The following is a 16,636-nucleotide window of genomic DNA, read 5'->3' on the forward strand; positions in this document are numbered from 1 at the left end:
AGCGTAGCGCCTTCTGCTGCTCCGCACCGCGAAGGCTCGCCCGTCGAGCGCGAGACGGGCGGGGGCGAGGGCGGGGCTGCGCTTAGGTCCCGCCCGCGCGCGGCTGCGGGCCCCAGACGAGAACTGGGGCCCGCAGCTCGGGTCGGCTCAGAGATCGTAGTACATCTGATACTCGTAGGGGTGCGGGTAGACCCGCATCGGCGCGACTTCGTTCGTCTCCTTGTAGTCGAGCCAGGTGTCGATGAGGTCCTGGGTGAAGACATCGCCCTCGGTGAGGAATTCGTGGTCCTGCCTCAGCGCCTCGAGCGCCGCTTCGAGGGAGGAGGGGAGCTTCGCGATGTCCTGGTACTCGGTCGGCGGCAGCTCGTAAAGATCCTTGTCGATCGGAGCGGCCGGTTCGATGCGGCGCTTGATGCCGTCGATGCCGGCCATGAGGCAGGCGGCGAAGGAGAGGTAGGGGTTCGCCGAGGGGTCGGGGACCCGGTACTCGACGCGCTTGGCCTTCGGAGAGGTGCCCGTGACGGGGATGCGGATGCACGCGGAGCGGTTGCGCGCCGAGTACACGAGGTTGATCGGCGCTTCGAAGCCGGGGACGAGGCGGCGGAAGGAGTTGACCGAGGGGTTCGTGAAGGCGAGCAGGGCGGGCGCGTGCTCGAGGAGACCGCCGATGAACCAGCGCGCGGTGTCCGACAGCGAACCGTATCCGCGCTCGTCGTAGAAGAGGGGCTCGCCGTTCTTCCACAGGGACAGGTGCGTGTGCATGCCCGAGCCGTTGTCGCCGAAGAGTGGCTTGGGCATGAAGGTCGCCGAATGGTCGAATTCGAGGGCGGTGTTCTTGATGACGTACTTGAACTTCATCATGTCGTCCGCTGCCTTCTGCAGGGTCGCGAAGCGGTAGTTGATCTCCTGCTGCCCGCCGGAGCCGACCTCGTGGTGGGCGCGCTCGATGTCGAGGCCCACCGCCTGGAGGTTGCGGACCATCTCGTCGCGCACGTCGGCGTACTGATCCTGGGGGGAGACGGGGAAGTAGCCGCCCTTGACGCGGACCTTGTAGCCGCGGTTGCCGCCCTCCTCCTCGCTTCCGGTGTTCCACCAGGCTTCGGGCGAGTCGACCGAGAAGAAGGTGTTGTTCGGGCTCACCTGATAGCGCACGTCCGAGAAGAGGTAGAACTCGGCCTCGGCGCCGATGAAGCACTCGTCGGCGATGCCGGTCGAGCGGAGATAGGCTTCGGCCTTCGCGGCCACCTGGCGAGGATCGCGGGAGAAGGGCTCGTCGGTGAAGGGGTCGACGATCGAGAAGTTCACGATGAGCGTCTTGGCGACGCGGAAGGGGTCGACGAAGGCCGAGGTGATGTCGGGGATGAGCTTCATGTCCGACTCGTGGATCGCGGTGAACCCGCGAACGGATGAGCCGTCGAACATGAGGCCGTTCTCGAGGGCGTCCTCGATGAATTGCTTCGCGGGGATCGTGAAGTGCTGCTGGACGCCGGGGACGTCGCAGAAGCGCACGTCGATGTACTCGACGGATTCCTCTTCGATGAACCTCGCGACCTCGGTCGAACTCGTGAACATATTTCGTCCTTCCCTCACGATGAGCGATGTGAGAAGCGGCTTCGCGGAAATGGTAAAGGATCGGTCAATCAACTACCAAGGAAATGGTAGTGCACTCTCGCGTGCTCATGCGCCTCCGCGTCCGCATGTCGATCACCAGAGTAGGCCTTGGGGTGGGGAAGTGTGATCATTGGCGAAGCTTTTTCGATACTTTGCAGAGCCTTTACCGTCGCTCCGTGATTCGCGGCTCGCACCAGGGAGGGAATATGAGCGTCCTCGCTCCGACCGTCACGAGAACCGGACTCTACGATCCGGCGAATGAACACGACGCCTGCGGCCTGGCCTTCGTCGCCGCACTGAGCGGACCCCCCACGCACGCGATCATCCAGGCCGGCCTCACCGCCCTCGAGCGCCTCGACCACCGCGGAGCCGTCGGCGCCGAGGAGAACACCGGCGACGGGGCGGGCATCCTCATCCAGATGCCCGACGCCTTCCTCAGAGAGGCGATCCGACCCGACCTGCCCGCACCCGGCTCCTACGCCGCCGGCCTCGTCTTCCTCCCCGGAGCGGCCCACCGGCGCGTCGAACTCTCCAAGGCGGTCGCCGCCGTCGAACGCATCGCGAGGGAGGAGGGCCTCAGAGTGCTCGCATGGCGCGACGTGCCCGTCGAGGACGGCCCCATCGGCCCGACCGCCCGAGGATCGCTGCCGACCTTCCGTCAACTCGTCGTCGCCGACGCGAACTCCCAACGGCACGGACGCGCGCTCGACATCGCGGCCTTCCGCCTCCGGCGCCGCGCCGAGCGCGAGCACGGGGTCTACATGTCGGGCCTGTCGACCACGACCATGGTCTACAAGGGGATGCTCACGCCGCACCAGCTCCCCGACTTCTTCCCCGATCTGCGCGATGAGGCCATGACCTCCCGCCTCGCCCTCGTCCACTCGCGCTTCTCGACGAACACCTTCCCCTCCTGGGACCTCGCCCAGCCCTTCCGCATGATCGCCCACAACGGCGAGATCAACACCGTTCGCGGCAACCGGAACTGGATGGCCGCGCGCCAAGGACGACTCGCATCCCAAACCCTCGGCGACCTGTCGCCCCTCATGCCCGTGACCACCGACGGCGCCTCGGATTCAGCCTCCCTCGACGAGGTGCTCGAACTCCTCGTCCTCGCCGGCCGCCCCCTTCCCCTCGCCATGGCGATGATGATCCCGCAGGCCTGGGAGAACGACCCGCGGATCGGCGAGGACCTCCGCGCCTTCTACCGCTACCACCAGGCGCTCATGGAGCCCTGGGACGGGCCCGCGGCCGTGACCTTCACCGACGGCCGCCAGATCGGCGCCCTGATCGACCGCAACGGCCTGCGCCCCGGACGCTGGCTCGTCACCGAGGACGACCTCGTCGTCCTCGCCTCCGAGACCGGCGTCTTCGACGTCCCCGAGGACCGGATCCGATCCAAGGGCCGCCTCGAACCCGGGCAGATGTTCTTCGTCGACCTCGACGGGGGACGGATCATCCCCGACTCCGAGATCAAAGCCGGACTCGCATCAGCGGCGCCGTGGCGGGAATGGCTCGAAGAGGGCATCGTCTCCCTGAACGACCTGCCGCCGCGCGAGCACATCGACCACTCCCACTCCTCCGTCCTGCGCAGGCTCCAGGAATTCGGCTACACCCAGGAGGACCTCGACGTCGTCCTCGCCCCGATGGCCGCCTCGGGCGCCGAAGCCATCGGCTCGATGGGGCAGGACACGCCGCTGGCGGTCCTCTCGAAGCGCTCGCGTCTGCTCTTCGACTACTTCAAAGAGCTCTTCGCCCAGGTCACGAACCCGCCGCTCGACGCGATCAGGGAGGAGATCGTCACCTCGCTCAGCCAGCTCGTCGGCCCCCAGCCGAACCTCCTGAGCGACGGCCCCGAGCACGCCCGCAAGCTCGCACTCGACTTCCCCGTGCTCGGCTCCGACGACCTCGCCAAGCTCACGCACATCGGTTCGGCCAAGGCCGGAAAGGGATTCTCATCCCGGACGATCTCGTGCCTCTACCGCTGCTCGGGCGGGGGAGAGGCCCTCGAAGCGGCCCTCGAGGACATCTGCGCTCAAGCCGATGCCGCGATCGACGAGGGCGTGTCCTTCCTCGTCCTGTCCGACCGCGAGACGAACGCGGAGATGGCCCCGATCCCGTCGCTGCTCGCCACCTCGGCGGTCCACCATCACCTCCTGCGCCGCCATACCCGCACCCTCGTCGGCCTCATCGTCGAAGCCGGCGACGTCCGCGAGGTGCACCACGTGGCGACCCTCATCGGCTACGGCGCATCGGCGGTCACCCCCTACCTCGCCATGGAGGCCGCGGAGGAGCTCGCGCGCACGGGGCGCCTCGGATCGACGAGCGCCGACGAGGCGGTCGCCCACCTCATCAAGGCCCTCGGCAAAGGGGTCCTCAAAGTCATGTCGAAGATGGGCATCTCGACCGTCTCCTCCTACTGCGGCGCCCAGGTCTTCCAGGCCATCGGCCTCGACGAGGACTTCGTCGCCCGCTACTTCACGGGCACGCCCTCGCCGCTGGGCGGAATCGGCATCGACGTCATCGCCCGGGAGGTCGCCGAACGCCACGCGATCGCCTACCCGCCCTCGGGGATCTCACCCGCCCATCGGGCGCTCGACGTCGGCGGGGAATACCGGTGGCGCCGGGAGGGCGAGGAGCACCTCTTCACGCCCGAGAACATCGCCCGGCTCCAGACAGCCACGAGGACGGCTTCGCGCGAGATCTTCCGCGAATACACCCGAGGAGTGGACGATCAGTCCGAACGCCTCATGACCCTGCGCGGCCTCATGCGCCTGCGGACCGACGAGGTCGAACCGGTGCCCCTCGAAGAGGTCGAACCGGTATCCGAGATCGTCAAGCGCTTCGCGACCGGCGCGATGTCCTTCGGCTCCATCTCCCGCGAAGCGCACGAGACGATGGCGATCGCGATGAACACCCTCGGCGCGCGCTCCAACTCCGGCGAGGGCGGCGAGGCCCCGGAGCGCCTCCGCGATCCCCTCCGCAACTCCGCGATCAAGCAGGTCGCCTCGGGCCGCTTCGGAGTCACCGCGGACTACCTCTCGCACGCCCGCGACATCCAGATCAAGATGGCCCAAGGCGCAAAGCCCGGTGAGGGCGGGCAGCTGCCCGCCGCCAAGGTCTATCCATGGGTCGCCCAGGAGCGCCACTCGACCCCCGGCATCGGACTCATCTCACCGCCGCCGCACCATGACATCTACTCGATCGAAGACCTCAAACAGCTCATCTCCGACCTCAAGAACTCCAACCCCGAGGCCCGCGTGCACGTCAAGCTCGTCTCCGAAGTCGGGGTCGGAACGATCGCTGCGGGCGTATCGAAAGCCAGGGCAGACGTCGTCCTCATCTCGGGAGCCGATGGCGGAACCGGCGCCGCCCCTCTCACCTCCCTCAAGCACGCGGGCGCGCCCTGGGAGCTCGGCATCGCCGAAGCGCAGCAGACCCTCGTCCTGGGCGATCTGCGCGACCGGATCGTCGTTCAGGCCGACGGGCAGCTCAAGACCGGGCGCGATGTCGTCATCGCCGCCCTGCTCGGCGCCGAGGAGTTCGGTTTCGCGACCGCCCCGCTCGTCGTCTCCGGCTGCGTCATGATGCGCGTCTGCCAGAAGGACACCTGCCCCGTGGGCGTCGCCACGCAGAACCCCGAGCTGCGCGAGCGCTTCACCGGCAAGCCCGAATACATCATCACCTTCTTCACCTTCATCGCCGAGCAGGTCCGCGAGATCCTCGCCTCGCTCGGCCTGCGCTCCATCGATGAAGCCGTCGGACGCGTCGACCTGCTCGACGCCGGGCAGGCGATCGACCACTGGAAGGCCTCCGGCCTCGACCTGACGCCGATCTTCCAGAGGATCGAACCGCGCCCCGGTTCCTCGCTCCACTGCGTCAGACCCCAGGAGCACGGGCTCGACTCGGTCCTCGACCAGCGCTTCATCAAACTCGCGAGCCCCGCCCTCGAAAGCGGACAGGCGGTGTCGATCTCCTCTCAGATCAGCAATACCGACCGCACGACCGGAACCATGCTCGGGCACGAAGTCGCCCTGCGCTACGGGGACCACGGACTCGCGGCGGGCACGATCGACATCGAACTCACGGGCTCGGCGGGCCAATCGCTCGGCGCCTTCCTGCCCCAGGGCGTTTCGATCCGCGTCTTCGGCGATGCCAACGACTACGTGGGCAAGTCCCTGTGCGGCGGCACGATCGCCCTCGCCCCCGCACGGCGCGCCCGCTTCGAAGCCGCGGAGAACACCATCGCCGGCAACGTCATCGGATACGGCGCGACCTCGGGCGAGCTCTTCATCTCCGGCCGGGTCGGCGAACGCTTCGGCGTGCGCAACTCGGGCGCGACGCTCGTGGTCGAAGGCGTGGGCGATCACGCCCTCGAATACATGACCGGAGGCGAGGCCCTCATCCTCGGACCGACCGGCCGCAACATCGGAGCCGGAATGTCGGGAGGCACGGCCTACATCCTCGACCTCGACCCGATGGCGATGAACGCCGCCGTCGTTCCCGCGCTCACCTTCAGCGCACTCGGGGACGAGGATCGCGAACGGGTGCAATCGCTCCTCGAACGCCACCTCGCCCTCACCGGTTCTCGCACCGCCTCCGACCTCCTCGATGCGGGCGGTCGCGGCCTCGATCGTTTCACCCGCATCGAACCCGCACACTACGCCAGGGTCACTGAGCTCCTGGCCGAGGCCGACGCCGCCGGCACCCCGCGTGAGGACGCGGAGCTCTGGCGCACGATTCTGGAGGTGTCCAATGGCTGACCCGAAAGGCTTCCTCACGATCCGCGAGCGCGAACTGCCCGGGGAGCGCCCGGTGGCCGAACGCATCCGCGACTACCGGGAGGTGCACGGCCTCCTGCCCCTGAGCGTCGTGTCGGATCAGGCATCGCGCTGCATGGACTGCGGAACGCCCTTCTGCCACATGGGCTGCCCCCTGGGCAACGTGATCCCCGACTGGAACACGCACTCCTGGCGGGGGGACTGGCATTCGGGCATCGAGCGCCTCCACGCGACGAACAACTTCCCCGAGTTCACCGGGCGGCTGTGCCCGGCGCCGTGCGAGTCCGCGTGCGTCCTCGGGATCAATCAGGAACCGGTGACGATCCGCAACATCGAGCAGACCACCGCGGACACCGGCTGGGAGGAGGGCCGGGTCACTCCGCAAGTCCCCCAGCGCCTCACCGGCAGGACCGTCGCGGTCGTCGGTTCGGGACCCGCCGGGCTCGCCGCCGCCCAGCAGCTCACACGGGCCGGTCACACGGTCGCCGTCTTCGAACGCGATGACGCCCCCGGCGGGCTCCTGCGCTACGGAATCCCGGAGTTCAAGCTCGAGAAGGCCGTGCTCGATCGGCGCCTCGACCAGATGCGCGCCGAAGGCACGCGTTTCCACTGCTCGGTGAACATCGGTGAGGACCTCACGGGCGCAGACCTCCTCGAGCGCTTCGACGCGCTCGTCCTCGCCCTCGGCTCCAGGCGCGGCCGCGACCTGCCGGTGGCGGGCCGCCACCTCAAGGGGATCCACCAGGCCGTCGACTACCTCACGGCGTCGACGAAGCACGTGCTCGACGGGGTCGAAGACGGCTTCATCAATGCCAAGGACCGCCACGTCGTCGTCATCGGCGGCGGCGACACCGGTTCGGACTGCGTGGGCACGGCGATCCGGCAGGGCGCGGCCTCCGTGACGAGCCTGGAGATCATGCCCGAACTGCCCAGGAAGAGGCCGGATTCCGAACCCTGGCCCGCCTTCCCGAGGCTCTTCAAGGTCTCCTCCTCTCACGAGGAGGGCGGGGAGCGCCTCTACTCGGTCTCCACCGTGGAGCTCATCGGCGACGAATCCGGGAAGGTCGTCGCCCTCAGGCTCGCCGATGTGTCGATGGAGTCCGGGCGGCCGACTCCCGTCGAGGGTACTGAGCGCCGGATCGACGCCGATCTCGTCCTCCTGGCGATGGGCTTCACCGGGGTCGAGAAGGAGGGCCTCGTCGCCCAGCTCGGGCTCGCCGTCGATGAGCGCGGCCGGATCGAGAGGGACGGCGACTGGAAGACCTCGGTACCCGGAGTCTTCGTCGCCGGGGACGCCGGCCGCGGCCAGTCCCTCATCGTCTGGGCGATCGCCGAAGGGCGCTCGGCGGCCGCCTCCGTCGACGCCTACCTGCGCGGCCGCACCGAACTGCCCAGTCCGATCGCGCCGACGACGATGCAATACCGCCCCTGAGACGGTCGGATACGGGAGGGAAGGCGCTCCGGGCGCCCCCTCCCGTATTCTGTCGCCGTGGCAGATCCGGCAAGCTATCGACCCAAGACGGGCGAGATCCCGACCTCGCCGGGCGTCTACCGATTCAGCGATGAGCAGGGACGGGTGATCTACGTCGGAAAGGCGAAGAATCTTCGCAACCGGCTGGTCAACTACTTCCAGGACCCGGTGAATCTGCACCCCCGGACGCGGCAGATGGTCTTCACCGCGGCTCGCGTGCAATGGACGGTCGTGCGCACCGAGGTCGAGGCGCTCGCCTTGGAATTCACGTGGATCAAGGAGTTCGATCCGAGATTCAACGTGATGTTCAAGGACGACAAGACCTACCCCTACCTCGCGGTCACGATGGGGGAGGAGATCCCGAGGGTCCACGTGACCCGCCAGGCGAAGAGGCCCGGCGCGCGCTACTTCGGCCCCTACACGCAGGTGTGGGCGATCAGGGAGACCATCGACCTCCTCTCCCGCGTCTACCCGGTGCGCACGTGCTCCCCGGGAGTGCTCGCGCGGGCGAAGGCCCAGGGCCGTCCCTGCCTGCTCGCCGACATCGGCAAATGCGCCGCTCCGTGCGCGGGCAGGATCACGATCGAGGACCACCGCCTCCTCGCCGAGTCCCTCTGCGACTTCATGGAGGGGCGCTCCGATCCCGTGGTCTTGGAGTTGAGGCGGCGGATGAGCGAGGCCGCGGCCGAACTCGACTTCGAAGAGGCCGCCCGGCTCCGCGATGACCTCAAGGCGATCGAAACGGTCCTGGCCAAGAGCGCCGTCGTCCTCGACGAGGGCACCGATGCCGACGTGTTCGCCCTCGAGGCCGACGAGCTCGACGCCGCCGTCCACGTGTTCCACGTGCGCGGCGGCAGGATCCGCGGCACCCGGGGATGGGTGATCGACCGCCTCGACGAGGTCGGCGAACCGGTGCTCATGGCGCGCCTGCTCGAACAGGTCTACTCGCAGCTCCCGCCCTCCCAGTCCGAGCGGAGCGGCCCGAGGAGATCCGCCGCGCCCTCGTCGGTCGACGACATCGCGCACACGCCGACGACCGCCGTCCCACGGGAGATCCTCGTCTCGGTCATGCCGGAGGAATCCGAGACGCTCACCCGATGGCTCTCGGGGCTGAGAGGAGCGCGGGTGGGCCTCCGCGTCCCGCAGCGCGGGGCGAAGGCGGCGCTCATGGGGACCGTCGCCGAGAACGCCCGTCAATCCCTCGTGCTTCACCGTACCCGCAGGGCCTCCGATCTCACGGAGCGCTCGAAGGCCCTCGAAGAACTCGCGGAGAACCTCGGCCTTGAGGCCGCTCCGCTTCGGATCGAGTGCTACGACGTGTCCCATACGATGGGGACCCACCAGGTGGCCTCGATGGTCGTCTTCGAGGACGGGGCCCCCCGCAAGGACGCTTACCGCGCGTTCAACATCCGGGGCGCCGACGGCACGGGTGCCGCGGATGACACGAGCGCGATGATCGAGGTCCTCACACGGCGCTTCACGCGCCTGCTCGCCGAGGAATCGGGCCTCCAGGGCGAGGATGAGGACGGGGTAGCCTTCGCATCCGGACCGATCGAGGCGCACTCGGGCCGGCCCAGGCGCTTCTCCTACCGTCCCGACCTCGTCGTCGTCGACGGCGGCCTTCCCCAGGTGAACGCCGCCAGACGCGCGCTGGACGCCATCGGCGCGGACGTCGCGCTCATCGGTCTGGCCAAGCGGCTCGAAGAGGTGTGGATCCCCGGCGAGGAGTTCCCGGTCATCATGCCCAGGGCGTCCGCGGGCCTCCATCTCCTCCAGTACCTCCGCGATGAATCTCACCGCTTCGCGATCACGAAGCACCGTTCGAAGCGGACGAAGGCGCAGACGCGCTCCGTACTCGATGAGATCCCTGGCCTGGGCCCCTCGCGTCAAAGCGCCCTGCTCGCCGCCTTCGGCTCCGTGAAGCGCCTGAGGAGCGCCTCCGTCGAGGAGATCGCATCCGTGAAGGGCATCGGGCCGGCGCTCGCCGCGGCCGTCTCGGCCGCGCTCGTGCCCGCACCCGCCGAGTCCTCCTCGACTAACCTGGGCCAGTAGCCAGTGAAGGAGCCGACGATGACAACATCGAGACCCGCATCCACCCCTCGCCGAATCCTGCTCCTCGGCTCGGGCGAGCTCGGCAAGGAGGTGACGATCAGCCTCAAGAGGCTCGGACGCGAAGTGATCGCCGTCGACTCCTACCCGGACGCCCCCGCGATGCAGGTCGCCGATTCGCGTGCGGTCATCGATATGACCGATCCCGACGCCCTGCGCGCCCTCGTAGAGCGGGTCGCCCCTGATCTCGTCGTGCCCGAGGTCGAGGCGATCGCCACCCGGGTGCTCGTCGAGATGGAGGCTCGCACCGGTCTGCGGGTCGTGCCGACCGCCAATGCCGTGCTCGCGACCATGGACCGTCAGAGGATCCGCGCACTCGCCGCCGGGCTCGAAGGCGTGCGGACCTCGGCGTTCGCCTTCGCCTCCAGCGCGCAGGAGATCCGCGAAGCCCTCGAGATCACGGGGCTGCCCGCTTTCGTCAAGCCGACGATGTCCTCCTCCGGCCACGGCCAGTCCCGCATCACCTCGATCGAGGAGGCGGACGCGGCCTGGAGGGCGGCCCTCGAGGGCGCTCGCTCGACCACCGGCCGGGTCATCGTCGAGGAGGAAGTCCGTTTCGACTCCGAGATCACGCTGCTCACGGTGCGCTCCCTCGATCCGGCGAGCGGTGAGGTCGTCACCTCCTTCGCCGCGCCCATCGGGCACCGTCAGGTCGACGGCGACTACGTGGAGTCCTGGCAGCCGGCCGAGATCTCGCCCGCCGCCCTCGCCCAGTGCCAGGAGATGGCCCGCACGGTCACCACGGCGCTCACGGCATCGGGGCCCGGCCCCGGACTCGGGCTCTTCGGCGTGGAGTTCTTCATCACCGGCGATCAGGCATGGTTCTCGGAGCTGTCCCCGCGCCCGCACGACACGGGCATGACGACGATGATCACCCAGGGCCAATCCGAGTTCGACCTGCACGCCCGGGCGATCCTCGGCCTTCCAGTGGATCCGGCCGCGACGACTCCGGGCGCCTCCGCCGTCATCACATCGACGAGGGCGGTGGCGGATCCCGTGTACCGGGGGATCGACCGGGCGCTCTCCTACGCGGATGAGCTGCGGATCTTCGGCAAGCCCGTCTCCCGGGCGGGGCGCAGGCTCGGGGTCGCCCTCGCGAAGGCGGGCACCGCCGCTCACGCCAGGGAGCGCGCCCGGGCCGGGGCGGAGGCCGTCGAGGTCGTCGAAGCGGGCGCAATGACCGAAGGAGGATCGCGATGAGGACCAGTCAGCCCTTCGAGGACGAGAACCCGCCCACGGTTCCGGCGGGGATCCCCCTTCTCGACGGAATCGCCCCGCCCTCGGCGCCCATGTCCAACGAGGTCTTCATCATCACCGGCTACTCCGGCGCCGGTCGCACCGGGGCGGCCCGCGCTCTCGAGGACCTCGACTGGTACGTCGTCGACAACCTCCCGCCGATGATGATCCCCGCCCTCGTCGGCATGATGTCGCCGGACGGGGGAGGCGTGCACCGTCTCGCCGTCGTCGTCGACGTGCGTTCTCGCACCTTCTTCCCCGACTTCGTCAAGGCCCTCGAGCAGTTGAAGTCCACGGGGACGAGCTATCGCATCGTCTTCCTCGAGGCGAGCGTCGAGGCCCTCGTCAAACGCTATGAGGCGAACAGGCGCCCACACCCGCTCCAAGGGGGCGGGACGCTCCTCGACGGGATCGGCGCCGAGGAGCGCCTGCTCGCGCCGGTGAGGAGGATCTCCGATGAGATCATCGACACCACCTCGATGAACGTCCACGACCTCGCGCGTCACGTCCGCGACGTGGTCGCGAACGAAGCGGCGCGGCCCCTGCAGATCACCGTCGAATCCTTCGGCTTCAAACGGGGCATTCCGATCGACGCCGACCACGTGCTCGACGTCCGTTTCCTCAAGAACCCGTATTGGGTCGATGAGCTCCGGCATCTCACCGGACGCGATCGGGCGGTGGCCGACTACGTCCTCGATCAGCCCGGGGCCAGGGACTTCGTCGTCGGCTACGCGGACCTCCTCTCGCCGATGCTCAAGGGCTATCTCGTCGAGCTCAAGCCCTTCGCGACGATCGCCGTGGGATGCACGGGCGGCCAGCACCGGAGCGTCGCCTGCGCCGAACTCATCGCGGACGCACTCAAGGCGAACGGCTATTCTGTCCGGGTTCACCATCGCGATCTCGGGAGAGAATGATGACCTACCTCGATGCCGCAGGCTGGGCCCTCAGGGGCGAGGCCGGCGATCCGGTCGTGGCGCTCGGCGGGGGGCACGGCCTTTCGGCGACACTGCGCGCGCTCCGGCACATCACTCGCTCCCTCACGGCCGTGGTCACGGTCGCCGATGACGGCGGATCCTCGGGCCGTCTGCGCAAGGAGATGCCGATCCTGCCCCCGGGCGACCTCCGGATGGCGCTGGCGAGCCTCTGCGAAGAGTCCGAGTGGGGTTTGACCTGGCGCGATGTTCTTCAGACCCGGCTGCGCACCTCGGGTCCGCTCGACGGTCACGCCCTCGGCAACCTGCTGATCTCCGGACTCTGGCAGCTCCTGGACGATCCCGTCGAGGGCCTCCAGTGGGTCGCCCGCCTGCTCGGGGCGAGCGGCCGCGTGCTCCCCATGTCGACCCGGCCCCTCGACATCGAGGCGGACATGGACGACGACGGTCGGCGCTACACGGTCTCGGGCCAATCGAAGGTGGCGATCGCCCCGGGAACGGTCGAAGGCGTCCGGATCACACCGGAGGATCCCGAAGTCCCCGAGCAGGTGGTCGAGGCGATCTCCGAGGCCTCGTGGGTCGTCCTCGGCCCCGGCTCCTGGTACACCTCGGTGATTCCCCACCTCCTCGTCCCCTCGATCCATCGCGCCCTCGTCACCACCGATGCGCACCGGGCGCTCATCCTCAATCTCTCGCGTCAGCGGGGCGAGACCGATCGGCTCTCCACCGCCGACCACGTTCGCGCGATCTCCCGCTACGCGCCCGACTTCAAGCTGGACGTGGTGATCGCCGATCCGACCGCGACCGACGACATCGACGACCTCATCGTCGCGAGCGAGGAGCTCGGCGCCCGAGTCCTTCTCCGGCAAGTCCGGACGGGCGACGGCCAGCCCCATCACGATCCCCTGAGACTCGCCGCCGCCCTGCGCGACGCCTTCGACGGCTTCCTCGGCGAAGTCGGCCGCACCGAGACCTGGCTGCCCTGAATCCGAGGAGAACCGTGTCACTCACCACCGACTTGAAAGAAGAGCTCGCGCGCATCACGCCGGCGAGCGTCCAGGCGATGGCCGCGGAGGTCGCCGCCACGCTCAGGTTCGCGGGCGGCCTGCACCTCGTCTCCGGCAGGATCCTCATCGAGGCCGAACTCGATTCGCCGGCTGCTGCGCGGCGCCTGAGGGGCTTCCTCCACGCCTTGTACAACGCGGAGTCCTCGGTCGTCGTCGTCTCGGGGGGCACCCTGCGCAGGGGCAAGCGCTACGTCGTGCGGGTGGTGCGCAAGGCCGATGACCTGGCCAGGCTGACGGGCCTCGTCGATGCGCTGCGCAGGCCCGTGCGCGGCCTGCCGGCGGTTCTCGTCGCATCGGGTCCGGAGGAGGCGGCGGCGATCTGGCGGGGGGCGTTCCTCGCTCGGGGATCGCTCATGGAGCCGGGGCGTTCGAGCTCCCTCGAGGTCACCTGCCCCGGCCCGGAAGTCGCCCTCGCGATGGTCGGATGTGCGCGCAAGCTCGGAGCCGCTGCACGTTCGAAGGAGGTGCGCGGCGCCGACCGCGTTTCCGTGAGGGATTCCGAGGCGATCGGCGCCCTCATCCGCGCGATGGGCGCCGAGGAGACCCACAAGGTGTGGCAGGACCGTCGCGAGCGGCGCGAAGCCCGGGGGAGCGCGAACCGCCTCGCGAACTTCGACGACGCGAATCTGCGCCGTTCCGCCCGCGCCGCAGTGGCCGCCGGAGCACGAGTCGCGCGGGCCTTCGAGATCCTCGGCGACGAGGTGCCGGCGCACCTGGAGGAGGCGGGGCGCCTGCGCCTGCAGTTCAAGCAGGCCTCGCTCGAGGAGCTCGGCAGGCACACGGACCCGCCGCTGACGAAGGACGCCGTCGCCGGACGGATCCGCAGGCTCCTGGCCATGGCGGACAAGGCCGCGAGGGAGCGGGGCATCCCCGATACCGAAGCCGCCCTCACTCTCGAGATGCTCGAGGACGACTGAGGACCAAAGTCCAGGGCGACCTCCCGGAAGTAACGGGCGCCACTGCCGAAGGTGGAGCGCCATGATGCCCGCAGATGGTGCCGGGTGTAGATTAAGGGGTGCTGGAACCGCAGAGATCTGCGGGCCGCCTTCGCATCCCGCGAAGCCGGTTGCATCGAAAGAACGTGCCCGCGCAGGGCACGAGCAGGAGGACAATAGTGACCACCCGCGTTGGCATCAACGGCTTCGGCCGCATCGGCCGCAACTTCTTCCGCGCCGCCCTCGAGCAGGGCGCGGATATCGAGATCGTCGCCGTCAACGACCTCACCGACACCAAGACCCTCGCTCACCTCCTCAAGTACGACTCGATCCTCGGTCGTTTCTCCGGCGAGGTCTCCTACGACGAATCCTCGATCATCGTCAACGGCAAGGCCATCAAGGTCCTCGCCCAGCGCAACCCCGCCGACCTCCCCTGGGGCGAGCTCGGCGTCGAGGTCGTCGTCGAGTCCACCGGCTTCTTCACCGACGGTGAGAAGGCCAAGGCCCACATCGAGGCCGGCGCCAAGAAGGTCGTCATCTCCGCCCCGGCGAAGAACGTCGACGGCACCTTCGTCATGGGCGTGAACGAGGCCGACTACGACGGCGCTTCGATGAACATCGTCTCGAACGCGTCCTGCACGACCAACTGCCTCGCCCCGCTCGCCAAGGTCCTCCACGAGAACTTCGGCATCGTCCGCGGCATCATGACGACGATCCACTCCTACACCGGCGACCAGCGCGTCCTCGACGCCCCGCACGGCGACCTCCGCCGCGCCCGCGCCGCCGCCCTCAACATGATCCCGACGAAGACCGGCGCCGCTCAGGCCGTCGCCCTCGTCCTCCCCGAGCTCAAGGGCAAGTTCGACGGACTCGCCGTCCGCGTCCCCACCCCGACCGGCTCCCTTACCGACCTCACCTTCCAGGCTGAGAAGGAGGTCTCGGTCGAGGCCATCAACGCTGCCGTGAAGGCCGCCGCCGAGGGCGAGCTCAAGGGCATCCTGGCCTACACCGAGGATCCGATCGTCTCCACCGACATCGTCGGCGATCCGCACTCCTCGATCTTCGACGCCTCCGAGACCAAGGTCATCGGCGATCTCGTCAAGGTCCTGTCCTGGTACGACAACGAGTGGGGCTACTCCAACCGTCTCGTCCAGCTCACCGCTCTCGTCGGCTCGAAGCTCGCCTGAGCTGAAACCGACGCTGTGATCGGCTGACACCGGCGCCCGTCCGCCCCTTGGGCGGGCAGGCGCCCGTGTTCTCCAGACATACGGGTGGATCATCCGCCCCTGACGAAAGGCTGGTTCTATGAGGACCATCGAATCCCTCGGGGACCTGCGCGGCAAGCGCGTCCTCGTCCGTTCGGACTTCAACGTTCCGCTCAAGGACGGTGCGATCACCGACGACGGCCGTATCCGCGCCGCCCTTCCGACCCTCACGCGCCTCGTCGAGGCCGGTGCGAAGGTCGTCATCATGGCCCACCTCGGCCGCCCCAAGGGCCAGGTCGATCCGGCGTTCTCCCTGGCCCCCGTCGCGGCCCGCCTCGGCGAGCTCATCGACGCCCCCGTGACCCTCGCCGGCGATGTCGTCGGCGAATCCGCCAAGGCCGTCGTCGCCGGACTCGGCGATGGGGAGATCGCCCTTCTCGAGAACGTGCGCTACGACGCCCGCGAGACCTCCAAGGTCGACGAGGAGCGCGCCGAACTCGCGGCGGCGTACGCCGAGCTCGGCGACGCCTTCGTCTCCGACGGCTTCGGCGTCGTCCACCGCAAGCAGGCGTCCGTCTACGACATCGCCAAGCTCGTCCCTTCGGCCGCGGGCCTCCTCGTCTTCAAGGAGATCGAGTCCCTGCGCAAGGCGACCGACAACCCCGAGCGCCCCTACGGCGTCGTCCTCGGCGGCTCGAAGGTCTCCGACAAGCTCGGCGTCATCGCCAACCTCCTGAAGAAGGCCGACCGCCTCTTCATCGGCGGCGGTATGGCCTTCACCTTCCTCGCGGCCAAGGGCTACTCGGTCGGCAAGTCCCTCCTCGAAGAGGATCAGATTGAGACGGTCAAGGGCTACATCGCCGAGGCCGCCGAACACGGTGTCGACCTCGTCCTTCCTGTTGACGTCGTCGTCGCCCCCGAATTCGCGGCCGACGCCCCGGCGACGGTGGTCGCCGCCGATGCGATCCCCGCCGACCAGATGGGCCTCGACATCGGCCCCGAGTCGCGCGCGCTCTTCGCCGAGAAGATCACCTCGGCGAAGACGGTCGCCTGGAACGGCCCGATGGGCGTCTTCGAGTTCCCGGCCTTCGCCGAGGGCACGAAGGCCGTCGCCCGCGCTCTTTCCGAAGGAGACATGTTCTCCGTCATCGGCGGCGGCGATTCAGCCGCTGCCGTCCGTCTCCTCGGCTTCGACGAAGAGACCTTCTCCCACATCTCCACCGGCGGCGGCGCCTCCCTCGAACTCCTCGAGGGCAAGACGCTTCCCGGTATCGCAGTTCTGGAGGACTGAA

10 protein-coding genes are annotated in these 16,636 nt (G+C 68.7%); 9 read left to right on the forward strand and 1 reads right to left on the reverse strand.

The window, feature by feature from the left end; genetic code table 11:
• Nucleotides 1-147: 147 nt before the first annotated feature.
• Nucleotides 148-1,572, reverse strand: coding sequence for a type I glutamate--ammonia ligase (gene glnA, locus ACQY7V_RS06685; protein ID WP_277299170.1), 1,425 nt, complete (start codon nucleotides 1,570-1,572; stop codon nucleotides 148-150).
• 245 nt (nucleotides 1,573-1,817) lie between these two features.
• Here glnA and gltB point away from each other — a divergent pair, with 245 nt between their 5' ends.
• The 9 genes from gltB to ACQY7V_RS06730 all read left to right on the forward strand — a co-directional run bounded on the left by gltB (nucleotide 1,818) and on the right by ACQY7V_RS06730 (nucleotide 16,635).
• A complete protein-coding gene (gene gltB / locus ACQY7V_RS06690) occupies nucleotides 1,818-6,371 on the forward strand; it encodes a glutamate synthase large subunit (RefSeq protein WP_277299169.1) in 4,554 nt (1,517 codons plus the stop codon).
• Nucleotides 6,364-7,821 (forward strand): glutamate synthase subunit beta, encoded by a 1,458-nt coding sequence (locus tag ACQY7V_RS06695; RefSeq protein WP_154477569.1) that lies wholly within the window; start codon nucleotides 6,364-6,366, stop codon nucleotides 7,819-7,821. Before gltB ends, ACQY7V_RS06695 begins: the two co-directional genes overlap by 8 nt.
• 57 nt (nucleotides 7,822-7,878) lie before the next feature.
• On the forward strand, nucleotides 7,879-9,912 hold the full coding sequence (gene uvrC, locus ACQY7V_RS06700) for an excinuclease ABC subunit UvrC (protein WP_277299168.1): 2,034 nt from the start codon (nucleotides 7,879-7,881) through the stop codon (nucleotides 9,910-9,912).
• Between the two features lie 18 nt (nucleotides 9,913-9,930).
• Nucleotides 9,931-11,169, forward strand: coding sequence for a formate-dependent phosphoribosylglycinamide formyltransferase (gene purT, locus ACQY7V_RS06705; protein ID WP_277299167.1), 1,239 nt, complete (start codon nucleotides 9,931-9,933; stop codon nucleotides 11,167-11,169).
• Nucleotides 11,166-12,119, forward strand: a complete 954-nt coding sequence (gene rapZ, locus ACQY7V_RS06710; protein WP_154477573.1) for an RNase adapter RapZ — start codon at nucleotides 11,166-11,168, stop codon at nucleotides 12,117-12,119. Before purT ends, rapZ begins: the two co-directional genes overlap by 4 nt.
• Entirely contained in the window at nucleotides 12,119-13,123 is a 1,005-nt protein-coding gene (locus ACQY7V_RS06715; protein WP_428639489.1) for a gluconeogenesis factor YvcK family protein, read from the forward strand. Before rapZ ends, ACQY7V_RS06715 begins: the two co-directional genes overlap by 1 nt.
• Before the next feature lie 14 nt (nucleotides 13,124-13,137).
• Nucleotides 13,138-14,121, forward strand: a complete 984-nt coding sequence (whiA, locus tag ACQY7V_RS06720) for a DNA-binding protein WhiA (RefSeq protein WP_303774869.1) — start codon at nucleotides 13,138-13,140, stop codon at nucleotides 14,119-14,121.
• A 197-nt stretch (nucleotides 14,122-14,318) separates the two neighbouring features.
• Nucleotides 14,319-15,326, forward strand: coding sequence for a type I glyceraldehyde-3-phosphate dehydrogenase (gene gap / locus ACQY7V_RS06725; RefSeq protein ID WP_184452612.1), 1,008 nt, complete (start codon nucleotides 14,319-14,321; stop codon nucleotides 15,324-15,326).
• 118 nt (nucleotides 15,327-15,444) lie between these two features.
• Complete coding sequence (locus tag ACQY7V_RS06730) at nucleotides 15,445-16,635, forward strand: phosphoglycerate kinase (protein WP_277299166.1); 1,191 nt, start codon at nucleotides 15,445-15,447, stop codon at nucleotides 16,633-16,635.
• Nucleotide 16,636: the final 1 nt, after the last annotated feature.

The organism is Schaalia sp. (assembly GCF_050312375.1).
GTDB lineage: Bacteria > Actinomycetota > Actinomycetes > Actinomycetales > Actinomycetaceae > Pauljensenia > Pauljensenia hyovaginalis.